At 69.8% G+C, this 14,089-nt stretch carries 12 protein-coding genes and 1 pseudogene; 9 read left to right on the forward strand and 4 right to left on the reverse strand.

Annotated features, from left to right (window positions below):
* Positions 1-16: 16 nt before the first annotated feature.
* Both OG817_RS17360 and OG817_RS17365 read right to left on the reverse strand, forming a co-directional pair.
* A complete protein-coding gene (locus tag OG817_RS17360; RefSeq protein WP_406055892.1) occupies positions 17-994 on the reverse strand; it encodes a ScyD/ScyE family protein in 978 nt (325 codons plus the stop codon).
* Positions 995-1,220: 226 nt separating this feature from the next.
* Complete coding sequence (locus tag OG817_RS17365) at positions 1,221-2,186, reverse strand: heme o synthase (protein ID WP_396390012.1); 966 nt, start codon at positions 2,184-2,186, stop codon at positions 1,221-1,223.
* 374 nt (positions 2,187-2,560) lie between these two features.
* Between OG817_RS17365 and tkt the strand changes: the two genes are divergently transcribed.
* From tkt to OG817_RS17400, 7 genes are read left to right on the forward strand one after another with little or no spacing between them, the layout of a single operon-like run.
* The gene (gene tkt / locus OG817_RS17370; protein WP_406055894.1) at positions 2,561-4,729 is read left to right on the forward strand and encodes a transketolase; all 2,169 of its coding nucleotides are present in this window, start codon (positions 2,561-2,563) and stop codon (positions 4,727-4,729) included.
* 35 nt (positions 4,730-4,764) lie between these two features.
* Positions 4,765-5,874, forward strand: a complete 1,110-nt coding sequence (gene tal, locus OG817_RS17375; RefSeq protein WP_406055896.1) for a transaldolase — start codon at positions 4,765-4,767, stop codon at positions 5,872-5,874.
* Complete coding sequence (locus tag OG817_RS17380) at positions 5,871-7,454, forward strand: glucose-6-phosphate isomerase (protein WP_406055898.1); 1,584 nt, start codon at positions 5,871-5,873, stop codon at positions 7,452-7,454. Before tal ends, OG817_RS17380 begins: the two co-directional genes overlap by 4 nt.
* 36 nt (positions 7,455-7,490) lie before the next feature.
* Positions 7,491-9,041, forward strand: coding sequence for a glucose-6-phosphate dehydrogenase (gene zwf / locus OG817_RS17385; RefSeq protein WP_406055900.1), 1,551 nt, complete (start codon positions 7,491-7,493; stop codon positions 9,039-9,041).
* On the forward strand, positions 9,038-10,243 hold the full coding sequence (locus OG817_RS17390) for a glucose-6-phosphate dehydrogenase assembly protein OpcA (RefSeq protein ID WP_406055902.1): 1,206 nt from the start codon (positions 9,038-9,040) through the stop codon (positions 10,241-10,243). The genes zwf and OG817_RS17390 overlap by 4 nt, the downstream gene beginning before the upstream one ends.
* Complete coding sequence (pgl, locus tag OG817_RS17395; RefSeq protein WP_406055904.1) at positions 10,240-10,983, forward strand: 6-phosphogluconolactonase; 744 nt, start codon at positions 10,240-10,242, stop codon at positions 10,981-10,983. Before OG817_RS17390 ends, pgl begins: the two co-directional genes overlap by 4 nt.
* Positions 10,980-11,789: an oxaloacetate decarboxylase gene (locus OG817_RS17400; protein WP_406055906.1), complete on the forward strand. Its 810-nt coding sequence runs from the start codon at positions 10,980-10,982 to the stop codon at positions 11,787-11,789. The genes pgl and OG817_RS17400 overlap by 4 nt, the downstream gene beginning before the upstream one ends.
* On the opposite strand, the gene OG817_RS17405 is transcribed toward OG817_RS17400, so the two are convergent.
* Positions 11,777-12,088: a hypothetical protein gene (locus OG817_RS17405; RefSeq protein WP_406057683.1), complete on the reverse strand. Its 312-nt coding sequence runs from the start codon at positions 12,086-12,088 to the stop codon at positions 11,777-11,779. The two genes, OG817_RS17400 and OG817_RS17405, sit on opposite strands and share 13 nt — an antisense overlap.
* Between OG817_RS17405 and OG817_RS17410 the strand changes: the two genes are divergently transcribed.
* Positions 11,978-12,322, forward strand: coding sequence for a winged helix-turn-helix transcriptional regulator (locus tag OG817_RS17410; RefSeq protein WP_406057460.1), 345 nt, complete (start codon positions 11,978-11,980; stop codon positions 12,320-12,322). The two genes, OG817_RS17405 and OG817_RS17410, sit on opposite strands and share 111 nt — an antisense overlap.
* Positions 12,235-12,603 (forward strand): annotated as a pseudogene (locus tag OG817_RS17415) (SRPBCC domain-containing protein); the annotation flags it as partial. The gene OG817_RS17410 and the pseudogene OG817_RS17415, both read left to right, overlap by 88 nt.
* 30 nt (positions 12,604-12,633) lie before the next feature.
* Here the strand turns inward: OG817_RS17415 and OG817_RS17420 are convergent.
* Entirely contained in the window at positions 12,634-14,037 is a 1,404-nt protein-coding gene (locus tag OG817_RS17420) for an AAA family ATPase (protein WP_406055908.1), read from the reverse strand.
* Positions 14,038-14,089: the final 52 nt, after the last annotated feature.

Raw genomic sequence — 14,089 nt, forward strand, 5'->3', positions numbered from 1 at the left:
GCACTACGACCGACTGTCAGTGACGGACCTTGTAGACCGCACCAGGACCGAAGACCGGGCTTGCGACGTACAGGTCGCCCCACTTGCTGAACGCGGCGCCGCCCGGCAGGTTGAGCTGTCCGCGGACCAGTTCCTTCTTGTACCCGGCCTTGTGGTGCTTGCCCGGGTACTGCAGGTACAGCGAACCGATGGTCGAGCCGCCCATCTCGAACTTCAGCCAGCTGTCCCTGGCGAGCTGAACGACGGCGAGCGTGCCACGCGGGCCACCGGCCAGGTCGACGATCGACGTGTAACCGTCGGCATACCGCTGGCACTTGCCCTTGTACGGCTTGGCCGGATCGCACACCGCGCCCACCGAGCCCGGCTTGATCCGCCAGATCTGCGACGTCCCCGGAGTCGCCGGGAAGCCACGCAGCTCACCGACGTACCAGTAGCCGTCCGATCCCACCGTCACCGACGTGGCGACAGCCTCGGCCACCCACGGCGTCCCGGCGGGTGGCGCGTCCGGCCCGAGACCGGCGGGAACCTTGACCGTGCGTGGCTTCAACCGCGCGACGGTCTTGATCTTGCCGTTCGGCCAGACCCGGAGCAGGTCGTTGCCGGCGGCATCCGCTACCAGCACCGTGCCGTCCTTCAGGGCCGCGACGCCGAACGGGTTGGTCTCCGTCGGCGGATCGTCCTGGTTGTACGGATCCGGGTCCTTGGCCTGGTACTTCGCGATGTCGGCCACCGCCACCGGTGACCTGCCCGGCCGGAGCCGGAACAGCGTCGCGCCACCCGGCGGGATCGCGCCCTCGGGTCCGCCACCGCCGGTCAGGGCATACGTGACACCCCATTTGTTGGTGTCGATCGCCGGTGCGAACCCACCCGGGACCTGGCCGAGCTTCCAGGTCTTCTTGCCGTCGGTCGCGTAGACCGAACCGTCCGTGACGCTGTAGATGACCTTCTTGCCGAACGTCGAGACGCCGCGCGGGCCGTCGAGACCCGTTGCCACCGGCTTCAAACTGCTGGAATGCCCACCGGCGTCGGCTTGTCCTGCCACCAGGACGGAACCGGCCAAGGCGAGTGCCGCCACTGCGGCAATGCGTGTTCTTACCCCCACTGCGAAACCCCCTGAAGTCACGCCTCCCCAGGTGCGGATCCCCCCGCAGACCCCCACATCGCAACATCGGATCACGATTAGGTCAACCGGAGAACTCCCCGCGCCCGCGGGGCGACGCTCAGTGCAGGAGCGGATCGATGGCCGCGGCAATGAACAGCAGGGCCAGGTAGATGTTCGAGAAGTGGAAGAGCCGCATCGGCCGCAGCGCGGCTCCGTCGGCGCCGGTGTGGGCCCGGAGCAACAACGCGCGAGCCTCGCGCAGGAACAGGAAACCGAGCACGATCGCGGCCAGCGGGTAGACGAAACCGGTGCCCGCGACGGGCCACAGCGCGATCGAGGTGATCACCATGACCACGGAGTACGCCATGATCTGCCGGGCCGTGGCGACCGGAGTGGCGACGACGGGCAGCATCGGTACGTCGACCGACGCGTAGTCCTCGCGGTAGCGCATCGCCAGCGACCAGGTGTGCGGCGGCGTCCAGAAGAACACCACGCCGAACAGCACGACCGGGGTCCAGGCCAGCTCGTTGGTCACCGCGGTCCAGCCGATCAGCGTCGGGAAGCAACCCGCGATCCCGCCCCAGACGATGTTCTGCACGGTCCGGCGCTTCAGCACCATCGTGTAGCCGAAGACGTAGAACGCGTTCGCGGCCAGGGCCAGCCCCGACGACAGCCAGTTGACCAGCAGGCCGAGCTCGAGGGTGGCCAGGATGCCGAGCACGATGCCGAAGATCGTCGCCGACCGCGGGCTGACCGCGTGCCGGGGCAGCGGGCGGCGGCGGGTCCGGCGCATCTGCTCGTCGATGTCGCGGTCGAGCACACAGTTGATCGTGTTCGCGCTGCCGGCCGCCAGGATGCCGCCGACCAGGGTGGCGGCGACGACCTGGAGGCCGGGCACTCCCCCGGCGGCCAGGAACATCACCGGCACGGTGGTGATCAGCAGCAGCTCGATGATGCGTGGCTTGGTCAGACCGACGTACGCCTTCACCACGTCGCGCACCGACGGACTGAGAACAGCAGTACCGTCCGGCTGCGGCGTCGGGTACGACGTCGTCGCGGCTGGACGCGGGTCGACGGCCGTCACGAACACCTCGAACTGAGTGGGTTGACGCCGGAGCTCCGGCGCTGACGGTTCGACAGTCTACGACGCCCCGTAGGAGGGTTCGTTCACCCCCCGGGTGAGTCCGACGAACAAGTGTGGGGCGGTGTTCATCCGGATGTGATTCCGATGACGTGAAATGGGTCCCGGTGTGATGTCGCGGACGTCCGGAACGCCCCGGGAACAATGACGCCACGAACCAGGTTGCGGATCAGTGGAAGGCAGGAAAGGTCAGGGCGAGTAGGCTCGCTCACGGTGACGCGCGGGGGCGCGATCGAACCGGCCGGTGGGGCCGGTCGCGATCCCCTTCGACGCTGACCGGAAGACCTGACGCAGCCATCGAGAGGAGCGCCGCCGGCGTGACGGAGAAGACCAGCCCGAAGCTTGAATGGACCGACCTCGACCAGCGCGCGGTCGACACCGTACGGGTGCTCGCGATGGACGCGGTGGAGAAGGTCGGCAACGGCCATCCCGGTACGGCGATGAGCCTGGCGCCGGCGGCGTACCTGCTGTTCCAGAAGGTGATGCGGCACAACCCGGCGGACGCGCACTGGGCCGGCCGGGACCGGTTCGTGCTGTCGGCCGGCCACTCCAGCCTCACCCTGTACATCCAGCTCTACCTGGCCGGCTTCGGCCTCGAACTGGACGATCTGAAGGCGCTGCGGACCTGGGGCAGCAAGACCCCGGGCCACCCGGAGTACGCGCACACCAAGGGTGTCGAGACGACCACCGGCCCGCTCGGCCAGGGCGTCGGCAACGCGGTCGGGATGGCGATGGCGGCCCGCCGCGAGCGCGGCCTGCTCGACCCGGACGCCCCGAAGGGCGAGGGTCTGTTCGACCACCACATCTACGTGATCGCGTCGGACGGCGACCTGGAGGAAGGCGTCTCGGGTGAGGCGTCCTCGCTGGCCGGGCACCAGAAGCTCGGCAACCTGACGGTCATCTACGACGCGAACAAGATCTCGATCGAGGACGACACCGACATCGCGTTCTCCGAGGACGTGGCGGCGCGCTATGCGGCGTACGGCTGGCACGTCCAGGACGTCGACTGGACGAACGGCGGCACGGGCTACGAGGAGAACGTCCAGGCCCTGTACGACGCCATCCAGGCGGCCGAGGCGGTGACCGACAAGCCGAGCTTCATCCGGCTGCACACGATCATCGGCTGGCCGGCCCCGAACAAGCAGAACACCGGCAAGATCCACGGCTCCGCCCTCGGCGCCGACGAGGTCGCCGCGACCAAGAAGGTGCTGGGCTGGGACCCGGAGCAGAGCTTCCAGGTCGCCGACGACGTGATCGCGCACACCCGCCAGGCGCTCGAGCGCGGCAAGGCCCTCCAGGACGACTGGGACGTCAGGTACGACGCCTGGCGGTCGGCGAACCCGGAGCGTGCCGCGCTGCTCGACCGGCTGTCGAAGCGCGAGCTGCCGTCCGGCTGGAAGGACGCGCTGCCGAGCTGGGAGGCCGACGCCAAGGGCGTCGCCACCCGCGCCGCGTCCGGTGAGGTGCTGACGAAGCTGTCGCCGGAGCTGCCCGAACTCTGGGGTGGTTCGGCCGACCTGGCCGGCTCGAACAACACCACCCCGAAGGGCCAGCCGTCCTTCATCCCGCCGGAGTACTCCACCAAGGAGTTCCAGGGCGACGAGTACGGCCGCGTCCTGCACTTCGGCATCCGCGAGCACGCCATGGGCTCGGTGCTGAACGGCATCACCCTGCACGGCCTGACCCGCCCGTACGGCGGCACGTTCCTCGTCTTCAGCGACTACATGCGCCCGGCGGTCCGACTGGCGGCGCTGATGAAGCTGCCGGTCACTTACGTGTGGACGCACGACTCCATCGGCCTCGGCGAGGACGGCCCGACCCACCAGCCCGTCGAGCACCTGTCGGCGCTGCGCGCGATTCCGGGCCTGGACGTCGTACGTCCGGGTGACGCGAACGAGACCACCGCCGCGTGGGCCGCGATCCTGGAGCACACCGACCGCCCGGCCGGCCTGGCGCTGACCCGGCAGAACGTGCCGACGTTCCCGCGTGGCACCGACGGCTACGCCACCACTGAGAACGTCAAGAAGGGCGGCTACACGCTGCTCGACACCGACGGCACGCCGGACGTCGTACTGATCGCCACCGGCTCTGAGCTGCAGCTGGCCGTCGAGGCCCGCGAGACGCTGGCGGGCGAGGGCGTCAAGGCCCGAGTCGTCTCGATGGTCTCCCGCGAGTGGTTCGACGAGCAGGACGACGCGTACCGCGAGTCCGTCATCCCGGCCGGCGTCCGCGCCCGGGTCTCGGTCGAGGCGGGCATCGCGCAGAGCTGGCACGACATCGTCGGCGACGCCGGCCGCAGCGTCAGCCTCGAGCACTACGGCGCCTCGGCCGCCTACCAGACCCTGTACGACGAGTTCGGCATCACCGCCGGCGCCGTCGTCCAGGCCGCCAAGGACAGCATCGCCGCGGCCGCGCAGATCAGCGGCCCGGGTGTGCCGCCCAAGCGAGCCGCGGCCGGCCCGGTCGGACCCGCCGACGCCAACTGACACTCACACAACAGAACATTCGGAAGGCTCCGGACATGAACGATCGCTTGAAAGCACTCGCCGACGCGGGTGTGTCCATCTGGCTCGACGACCTCTCCCGGGAGCGGCTGACCAGCGGAAGCCTGGCCGACCTGATCCAGGACAAGCACGTGGTCGGCGTGACGACGAACCCGACCATCTTCGCCAAGGCGATCTCCGACGCCGACGCGTACGCCGAGAAGATCTCCCGGCTGGCCGCCGAGGGCGTCTCCACCGACGAGGCGATCCGGGTCATCACCACCGACGACGTCCGCGACGCCGCCGACCTGTTCAAGCCCGTGTACGACGACACCGAGGGCCAGGACGGCCGGGTCTCGATCGAGGTGGAGCCGAGCCTGGCCCGCGACACCGAGAAGACGAACCGGCAGGCCAAGGAGCTGTGGGAGGCCGTCGGCCGGGAGAACGTGTTCGTGAAGATCCCGGCCACCAAGGAGGGCCTGCCCGCGATCACCGCGACGCTGGCCGCCGGGATCAGCGTGAACGTGACGCTGATCTTCTCGCTGGACCGCTACAAGGCGGTCGCGGACGCGTTCCTGTCCGGCCTGGAGCAGGCGATCGAGAACGGTCACGACGTGACCAAGCTGGCCAGCGTCGCGTCGTTCTTCGTCAGCCGGGTGGACACCGAGGTGGACAAGCGGCTGGACGCGATCGGCACGGACCAGGCCAAGGCGCTGAAGGGCAAGGCCGCGATCGCCAACGCCCGGCTCGCGTTCGAGGCGTACGAGGCGATCTTCGACACCGACCGCTGGCGCGAGATCGAGACCGCCGGCGCCAAGCCGCAGCGCCCGTTGTGGGCGTCGACCGGCACCAAGGACCCGTCGTACTCCCCCACCCTGTACGTCGACAACCTGGTCACCAGCGGCGTCGTCAACACGATGCCAGAGGCAACCATCAAGGCGGTCGAGGAGCACAGCGAGTTCGCCGGTGACACGGTCCGCGGCGAGTACGACGCCGACCGCAAGGTGATCGCGGACCTGGAGCGGCTGGGCATCTCCTACGACGAGGTCGTGCAGGTGCTCGAGGACGAGGGCGTGGCCAAGTTCGACGCGTCGTGGTCGGACCTGCAGGACACCGTCACCGCGGCCCTGAAGGGTGCTGCCAAGTGACCGTACCGAAGGTGAGCACGCAGAACGGCGACTGGGCCGAGGTCGTCGACCGGCTGGTGTCGGAGAAGATCGCATCCCGGATCGCGGCGAAGGACGCGACGATCTGGGGGCCGGAGGCCGAGCCCGAGGCCTCGATCCGGCTCGGCTGGGTCGACCTGCACGAGACCTCCCGGCCGCTGCTGGCCGAGATCGAGGCCTTGCAGGCGGACTTCCGGTCCGAGAGTCTGGACCGGGTCGTGCTGTCCGGCATGGGCGGCTCGTCGCTGGCCCCCGAGGTGATCACCCGGACCGCCGGCGTGGAGCTCGTCGTACTGGACTCGACCGATCCGAGCGTGGTCGCGCGGGCGCTGGGCGGCGACCTGTCGAAGACGGTCATCGTGGTGTCGAGCAAGTCCGGTGGCACGGTGGAGACCGACAGCCACCGGCGGACGTTCGTCAAGGCGTTCACCGACGCGGGCATCGACGCCGCGTCACGGGTCGTCGTGGTGACCGACCCGGGTTCGCCGTTCGAGAAGCTGTCGGCCGACGAGGGCTACCGCAAGACGTTCCTCGCCGACCCGAACATCGGCGGTCGCTACAGCGCGCTGACCGCCTTCGGGCTGGTTCCGTCCGGTCTGGCCGGCGCGGACATCGCCGAACTGCTGGACCAGGCAGCCGAGGCCGCTCCGGAGCTGCAGGCCGACTCGACCGACAACCCGGCGCTGTGGCTGGGCGCCGTACTCGCCGCCAGCGCGGGGCGGGACAAGGCGATCATCACGGCCGAGGGCTCGGACATCGTCGGCTTCCCGGACTGGGCGGAGCAGTTGATCGCCGAGAGCACCGGCAAGAACGGCACCGGCGTGCTGCCGGTCGCGGTCGAGGTCGGTGCTCCTGAGCTGCGGAGCGAGGCTGCCGACCTCACCAACGCACTGCTGGCCGAGAAGGCCGCGAGTGGTGTGCCGACGGCGCTGACCTCGGGCTCGCTCGGCGGTCAGTTCCTGCTGTGGGAGGTGGCCACGGCGGTGGCCGGCTACCTGCTCGCGATCAACCCGTTCGACCAGCCGGACGTGGAGAGCGCGAAGAAGGCGGCCCGCGGCCTGCTCGACGCACAGCCCGAGCCGGAGGCGGCGGCCTTCACCGAAGGTTCCGTCGAGGTCCGTGGTTCCGAGGGGCTGCTGGACGGCGTGGACTCGCTGCAGGGTGCGGTCGACGCGCTGCTGGGCAAGCTCGACGCGAAGGGGTACCTGGCCGTCATGGCCTACCTCGACTCCGAGCGCGACGCCGATCTGGCCTCGGTACGCCCGGCGCTGGCGACCCGGACGGGCCGTCCGGTGACCTTCGGCTGGGGTCCGCGGTTCCTGCACTCCACCGGCCAGTACCACAAGGGCGGCCACCCGGAGGGCGTGTTCCTGCAGATCACCGGTGCGCACCCGACCGACGTGGAGATCCCCGACCGGCCGTTCACCTTCGGCACGCTGATCTCGGCCCAGGCGGCCGGTGACGCGAACGTGCTCGCCGAGCGCGGCCGTCCGGTACTGCGGCTCCACCTGACCGATCCGGCGAGCGGCGTACAACAGCTCCGCGCCCTCTTCGGAAACTAGCCCTGTTCGAAACCACAACTCGGAGGGAAGCGGCTGATGACCGCTCAGCTCGACGAAGAGTCGTCCGGTCCGGTGAACCCGCTACGGGATCCGCAGGATCGGCGGCTCCCGAGGATCGCCGGGCCGTGCAGCCTGGTGATCTTCGGCGTCACCGGTGACCTGGCCCGCAAGAAGCTGATGCCGGCGGTCTACGACCTGGCGAACCGGGGGCTGCTGCCACCCGGTTTCGCCCTGGTCGGGTTCGCCCGTCGCGACTACACCAACCAGGACTTCGCGCAGATCGTGCACGACTCGGTCAAGGAGCACGCCCGGACCCCGTTCCGCGAGGAGGTCTGGCAGCAGCTGGCCGAGGGCTTCCGGTTCGTGCCGGGTGACCTGACCGACGACGCGGCGTTCGAGCGGCTGCGGGAGACCGTGGACGAACTGGACGTGAACCGCGGCACCGGCGGCAACCACGCGTTCTACCTGTCCATCCCGCCGGGCCTGTTCCCGCAGGTCGTGCAGCAGCTCTCCGAGCACGGGCTGACCAGGGAGATGCCAGGCTCGTGGCGGCGGGTGGTGATCGAGAAGCCGTTCGGCCACGACCTGAAGAGCGCCCGTGAGCTGAACCAGGTGGTCGAGTCGGTGTTCCCGCCCGAGGCGGTCTTCCGGATCGACCACTACCTGGGCAAGGAGACCGTCCAGAACATGCTGGCGCTGCGGTTCGCCAACTCCATGTTCGAGCCGGTCTGGAACAGCCACTACGTCGACCACGTCCAGATCACCATGGCCGAGGACATCGGCATCGGCGGCCGGGCCGGGTACTACGACGGCATCGGTGCGGCCCGCGACGTGATCCAGAACCACCTGCTCCAACTGCTCGCGCTGGTCGCGATGGAGGAGCCGGTGAGCTTCGACGCGTGGTCGCTGCGGCAGGAGAAGAAGAAGGTGCTCGCGGCGGTGAAGCTGCCGGAGCGCCTCGACCTGCACACCGCCCGCGGTCAGTACGCGGCCGGCTGGGCCGGCGGCGTCAAGGTGAAGGGCTACCTGCAGGAGGACGGCATCCCGCAGTCGTCGGCGACGGAGACCTTCGCGGCGCTCCGGGTCGACGTCGACACCCGCCGCTGGGCCGGCGTCCCGTTCTATCTGCGCACCGGCAAGCGGCTCGGCCGCCGGGTGACCGAGGTCGCGGTGATGTTCAAGCGCGCACCACACCTGCCGTTCACCAAGACCGAGACCGAGGAACTGGGCCAGAACGCACTGGTCCTGCGGATCCAGCCGGACGAGGGCATCACGATGCGCTTCGGCGCCAAGGTGCCCGGCACGATGATGGAGATCCGCGACGTGAACATGGACTTCCAGTACGGCGGTTCGTTCACGGAGTCCTCGCCGGAGGCGTACGAGCGGCTCATCCTCGACGTACTGCTCGGCGACCCGCCGCTGTTCCCGCAGCACACCGAGGTGGAGCTGGGCTGGAAGATCCTCGACCCGGTGATCGGGTACTGGGCCGAGCACGGCAAGCCGGAGCAGTACGCGTCCGGCGACTGGGGCCCGGCCTCCGCGCACGAGATGCTCGCCCGCGACGGACGCGCCTGGAGGCGGCCATGATCATCGACCTCACCGGTACGACGTCGAGCGAGATCGCGTCGGCACTGCTCAAGGCGCGCCGGAACGCGGGCTCGCCGGCCATGGGCATGGTCGGCACCATCGTGGTGGTCGTCGACGAGGCGTCCCACCACGACGCGATGAAGGCCGCGAACGAGGCCGGTCGCGAGCACCCGTCCCGCGTCCTGGTCGCGATCCTGCGGCCCGGCCGGGGTGCACCCGGGCTCGATGCCGAAGTGCGGGTGGGTGAAGGCATTCCCGGCGAGGCGGTGCTGCTTCGGCTGCACGGTGAGCTGGCCAAGGTGCCCGAGTCCGTGATCACCCCGCTGCTGCTGCCCGACTCCCCCGTCATCGTCTGGTGGCCGGGCGGCGGGCCGAAGGTCCCCGCCGACGACCCGCTGGGCAAGCTGGGCCGTCGCCGCGTCACCGATGCGGCCGCGACCCGGCGGGCGTCCGTCGACTTCAGTGCGCGGGCCGAGGGCTACGAGCCGGGCGACACCGACTTCGCGTGGTCGCGGCTGACGCCGTGGCGTGCGCTGATGGCGGCCGCCCTGGATCAGTACCCGACCAAGGTGAGCGCGGCCGAGGTCGTGTCCGCGAAGGGCAACCCCAGTGCGGATCTGATGGCCGCCTGGCTGCAGTGCCGGCTCGGTGTCCCAGTGGAGCAGAAGAACTCGCGCGGACCGGGTGTGACCGCCGTGAGAATGTTCACGCCGGCCGGACCGATCGCATTGACCCGGCCGGATGGCGCGGTGGCGACGTTCAGTATCCCGGGCCAGCCGGACCGGCCGGTCGCTCTGAAGCGCCGTACGACGTCCGAGCTGCTCAGTGAAGAACTGCGCCGGCTCGACCCGGACGACGTGTACGCGCGGACGCTGGAATGCCTGGTCAAGCGGGAGGCGATGCCGGAGGACGTCAAGAAAGTCGGCGCCGTTCAGCGGAAGACGGCGGCGGAGCGAGCGTCTGCCGCTGCGAAGAAGGCGACGGTGGCGAGCACTCCGGTCCAGGAGACGGCGGCGAAGAAGTCCTTCGCGAGGAAGGCGACAGCGAAGAAGTCTGCCGGTACGTCGGCCGCTGCCGGCGCTGCCAAGAAGGCCGTTGCCAAGAAGACCGCGGCCAAGAAGACGGCTGCCGTGAAGAAGTCGCCGGCAAGGAAGACTGCTGCGAAGAAGGGCACGGGCAAGAGGGTGGCGGGGCGCTCATGAGCGCCCCGTCCGTCCTGGTGAACCGTGACGCCGAGGGGCTGGCACACGCCGTCGCGGCGCGGTTCATCACCCGCCTCGTCGATGTCCAGAGCAGTGGCCGGGTCGCCCAGGTCGTGTTGACCGGCGGCCGGGTCGCAGCGGTCGTGTACCGCGCGGTCGCCGAGTCTCCCGCCCGGCATGCGATCGACTGGCGGCGGGTCGAGTTCTGGTGGGGCGACGAGCGGTTCCTGCCGGACGGCGACCCGGAGCGCAACGAGACGCAGAACCGCGGGGCGCTGCTCTCCCGCGTGGACGTGGATCCGGCCCGGATCCACCCCATGCCGGCCGATGCCGGCCAGGGCGCGGAGGCTGCGGCAGCTGCCTACGCCGCCGAGCTGAAGGCCGCGATGGGTTCCGGCGATCAGGACGGCGTACCGACGTTCGACGTACTGATGCTCGGCGTCGGGCCCGATGGACACGTGGCGTCGCTCTTCCCCGGGTTCGCCCAGCTGAAGGTCGCCGACGTCGCGGCCGTTGCCGTCCACGACTCGCCCAAGCCGCCGCCGACCCGCGTCTCGCTGACGCTCCCGGCGCTCGACCGGGCCCGCGAGGTGTGGTTCGTGGTGTCGGGTGACGACAAGGCTCATGCGGTTGGTCAGGCGTTGAGCGGCGGCGACGTACCCGCGGCGCAGCCGAAAGGCCTGGACCGCACGCTGTGGCTGGTCGACGAGGCCGCCGCGCAGGAGCTCCCGGGGTCATGACGACGTTCCGCGAGCTGCATGCCGGCCGCTTCGTGATGCCGAACGCCTGGGATGCCGGGAGTGCGGTGCTGCTGACCGAGGCCGGGTTCCCGGCGATCGCGACAACGAGTGCCGGGATCGCGTTCTCGATGGCGAAGGGCGATCACACGCTGCCCGACGGCGCGCCCGCCGTGTCGCGGGAGGCCATGTTCGCGCGGATGCGGGAGATCACCGCCGCGAGCGCCGTACCGGTGAACGGGGATCTCGAGGACGGGTACGGCGCTGAGCCGGCCAAGGTCGCGGAGACGATCACGCTGGCCCGCGAGATCGGCCTGGCCGGCGGGAACATCGAGGACTTCGACGGACGCGACCTGTACGACGTCGAGCTGGCGGTGGAGCGGATCGTCGCGGCCCGCGAGGCGGCCGGCCCGGACTTCGTGCTCACGGCGCGCACCGACGGGCAGATGCTGCGTACGCCGACCTCGTTGAGCGACTCGATCGACCGTGCCAACCGCTTCCGGGCAGCCGGCGCCGACTGCCTCTACGTGCCGGGCGTGAACGACCTCGACCCGATCCGCACCTTGGTGCGCGAGATCGACGGTCCGGTCAACGTCGTGATCGGCCTGGGGACGTCGACCCTGACCGTCGGCGATCTGCAGGACGCCGGCGTGACCCGGATCAGCCTCGGCGGCAGCATCGCCCGCGCTGCCCTGGGTTTCATCCGCCGCAGCGCCCAAGAGCTCGCCACGCAAGGCACCATCACCTTCGCCGCCGACCAGATCCCCCAAGCCGAACTCAACCAGCTCTTCGCGAATCATCCCGGGTGAACTGACCCGAAGGCGGCTTCCAGCGGTGGGAACATCGCCCGTACGTCGCCGCCGGTGACCCAGATGCCGATGGCCAAAGCGGCAGTTGCCTCCAGCAACTTCGCACGGTCGAGTCCGCCCGCTTGCACGGGCTCACACCCGAGTGCTCGGACCAGCCGGCCGACCTGCCCCAGCGCGGGCTGCGCCGCCTGGAACACAACGGCCTCGTCCAGCGCCACCGGTACGCCGAGGCGCCGCCGCGGGTCGAGTACTCGCTCACCAAGCCCGGTGAGGACACCTCCTGGTTCCGATCCGCGCACTCGGTGACTGGGCGGCGGCGTACGCGGACCGGATACCGACCGGAAGGAAACCGTAAGACTGCTCGGGCACAGTGCTGGTGTCAGGTCGATCCAGCCAGGAGGTCCCGCTCATGTTCACGCTCAGCCAGACTGTCGACGCACCGCCCACCGAGGTGGCCCGGGCCTTCACCGAACCCGAGCCGTTCGCCGCGTGGTTCGTCGCGGATGGCTTCACCACCCCGGCCGACCGGGTGACCATCGACGCCCGGCCCGGCGGGCTGATCTCGGCCGTCTTCGTCAGCGCCGACGGCTCGAGTGAGGTGCCGTTCACCATCCGCTTCGGCTCGGTGGACCTGCCGCGGCAGGTCGTCCTGTACGTCGACGATCCCGAGGAGGTCACTGTCGAGCTGACGGAGGCCGGTGAGGGACGGACGCGGCTGGACTACCGGAGCACCGGGCTGGCGCCCGAACACGAGAATGAGGTCCGGACCGGTGTGGCACACATGCTCGGATGCCTGGCGACGTACTTCAAGTGACCAGCCTTCAAGTGATGGGCCTTCAAGTGATCAGCCTGGGTATAGGCCGGGGCGGGCCGGCTCGCCGGGTGAATAGTCCGGTACGTCGCCGTTGGTGGCTCCGAGGAGTCGGCGGGTGAGCGCGTCGCGAGACGACAGGAGCTCGTCGACAGCAGCCCGCAGGTGGCTCGAGTCAGGAGCTGCGCCGGACTCGGCGGCCAGCAGGACGGTACGGCGGACGAGTTCCTTCATGAAAGAAGCCGTGGTGCCCTCGGTCCGGCTGATCACCTCGTCGACAACGTCCGCTGTGGGCTGCAGGTTCGGGCCGTACAGGCTCAGTAGCCGGGTCCGTCCGTCGGCGTCGGGCAGCGGCACCTCGACGGCCAGATCGACGCGACCAGGGCGCCGCATCAGCGCCGGCTCGAGCAGGTCGGCGCGGTTCGTGGTCAGTAGGAAGGCGACGTCGGCGTCCTCGGCCAGCCCGTCCATCTCGTTGAGGACCTGGAACAACAGCGGATTCTCCATGCCCTTCGTATAGTCACGGGCCTCCGCCACCAGGTCGCAGTCCTCGAGTACGACCAGCGCCGGCTGCAGCAGTCGCGCCAGGGCACACGCCTCCGAGATGTACCTGATGCTGGTCCCCGCGAGCAGTACGACGGTGAACTCGGGCAACCGCGAGAGCAGGTAGCGCACGGTGTGCGTCTTCCCCGTCCCGGGCGGCCCGTAGAGCAACACCCCACGACGCAGGTGCTGACCGGCCGTCAGGAGCGTCTCCCGATGCTCCGCGATACCGATCACCTCACGCTCGACCCGCTCCAGCACGCCGTCCGGCAGTACCACGTCCGTACGAGCGACTCCCGGCCGCGGGTGCAGCCGGAACGGACCGACCCCGTGCCCGAAGTCGTGTCCTTCGAACGAGATCACCTTGCCGCGGAACACGTTGTGCTCGCGGATCAGGTCGGGCAGCGCCCCGAGGAAGCGATCGCCGGCCTCCTTCTCGACCGAGAGCACCTCCAGGTCGACCGACATCCGCCCGTACTGCGGGTTCGCCGCGCGCAACAGAGCGACGTACCGATCGGGGCCCTGGACGCCGAGGTAGAAGCCGAAGGCGACGCAGTCCATCTCCTCGTCGACGTCGATCTGCAGCCGCTGGTAGTCGACCGCGCCGATCCCGAACCGGTCGTACTCGGCCAGCTCCAGCAGCTCACCGAGGGTGTGGTGCCCACGGTTCGACCCGGCCAGGCCGAGCACCTCGAACTCGTCGAACCAGGCCTCGACCGCGCGCTGCACGTTCGGCAGGTCGTACGGCGCGAAGCTCGCCGTGACCACCGGCACCTGCTCGGGATCGATCCCCAGATGGGCGCGCAACCGGTCCCGCAGGCTCTCCCGGCCGACCGGGCCGCTGTGCTGCATCCGCTCCAGGAACCGCTTGAACAGGCGCGCGAACTCGTCCACCCTGTCCTCGTCCGGCATTCCGCCGTACCCCCTTCGTGGTCCATTCCCCGGG

Source organism: Kribbella sp. NBC_00889 (assembly GCF_045207705.1).
In the GTDB taxonomy this organism is placed as follows: Bacteria; Actinomycetota; Actinomycetes; order Propionibacteriales; family Kribbellaceae; genus Kribbella.

Excerpts from the sequence above, each read along its gene's own strand:
- tal (WP_406055896.1), top strand. The coding sequence starts at position 4,765 with ATGAACGATCGCTTGAAAGCACTCGCCGACGCGGGTGTGTCCATCTGG.
- zwf (WP_406055900.1), top strand. The coding sequence starts at position 7,491 with ATGACCGCTCAGCTCGACGAAGAGTCGTCCGGTCCGGTGAACCCGCTA.
- OG817_RS17390 (WP_406055902.1), top strand. The coding sequence starts at position 9,038 with ATGATCATCGACCTCACCGGTACGACGTCGAGCGAGATCGCGTCGGCA.
- pgl (WP_406055904.1), top strand. The coding sequence starts at position 10,240 with ATGAGCGCCCCGTCCGTCCTGGTGAACCGTGACGCCGAGGGGCTGGCA.
- OG817_RS17400 (WP_406055906.1), top strand. The coding sequence starts at position 10,980 with ATGACGACGTTCCGCGAGCTGCATGCCGGCCGCTTCGTGATGCCGAAC.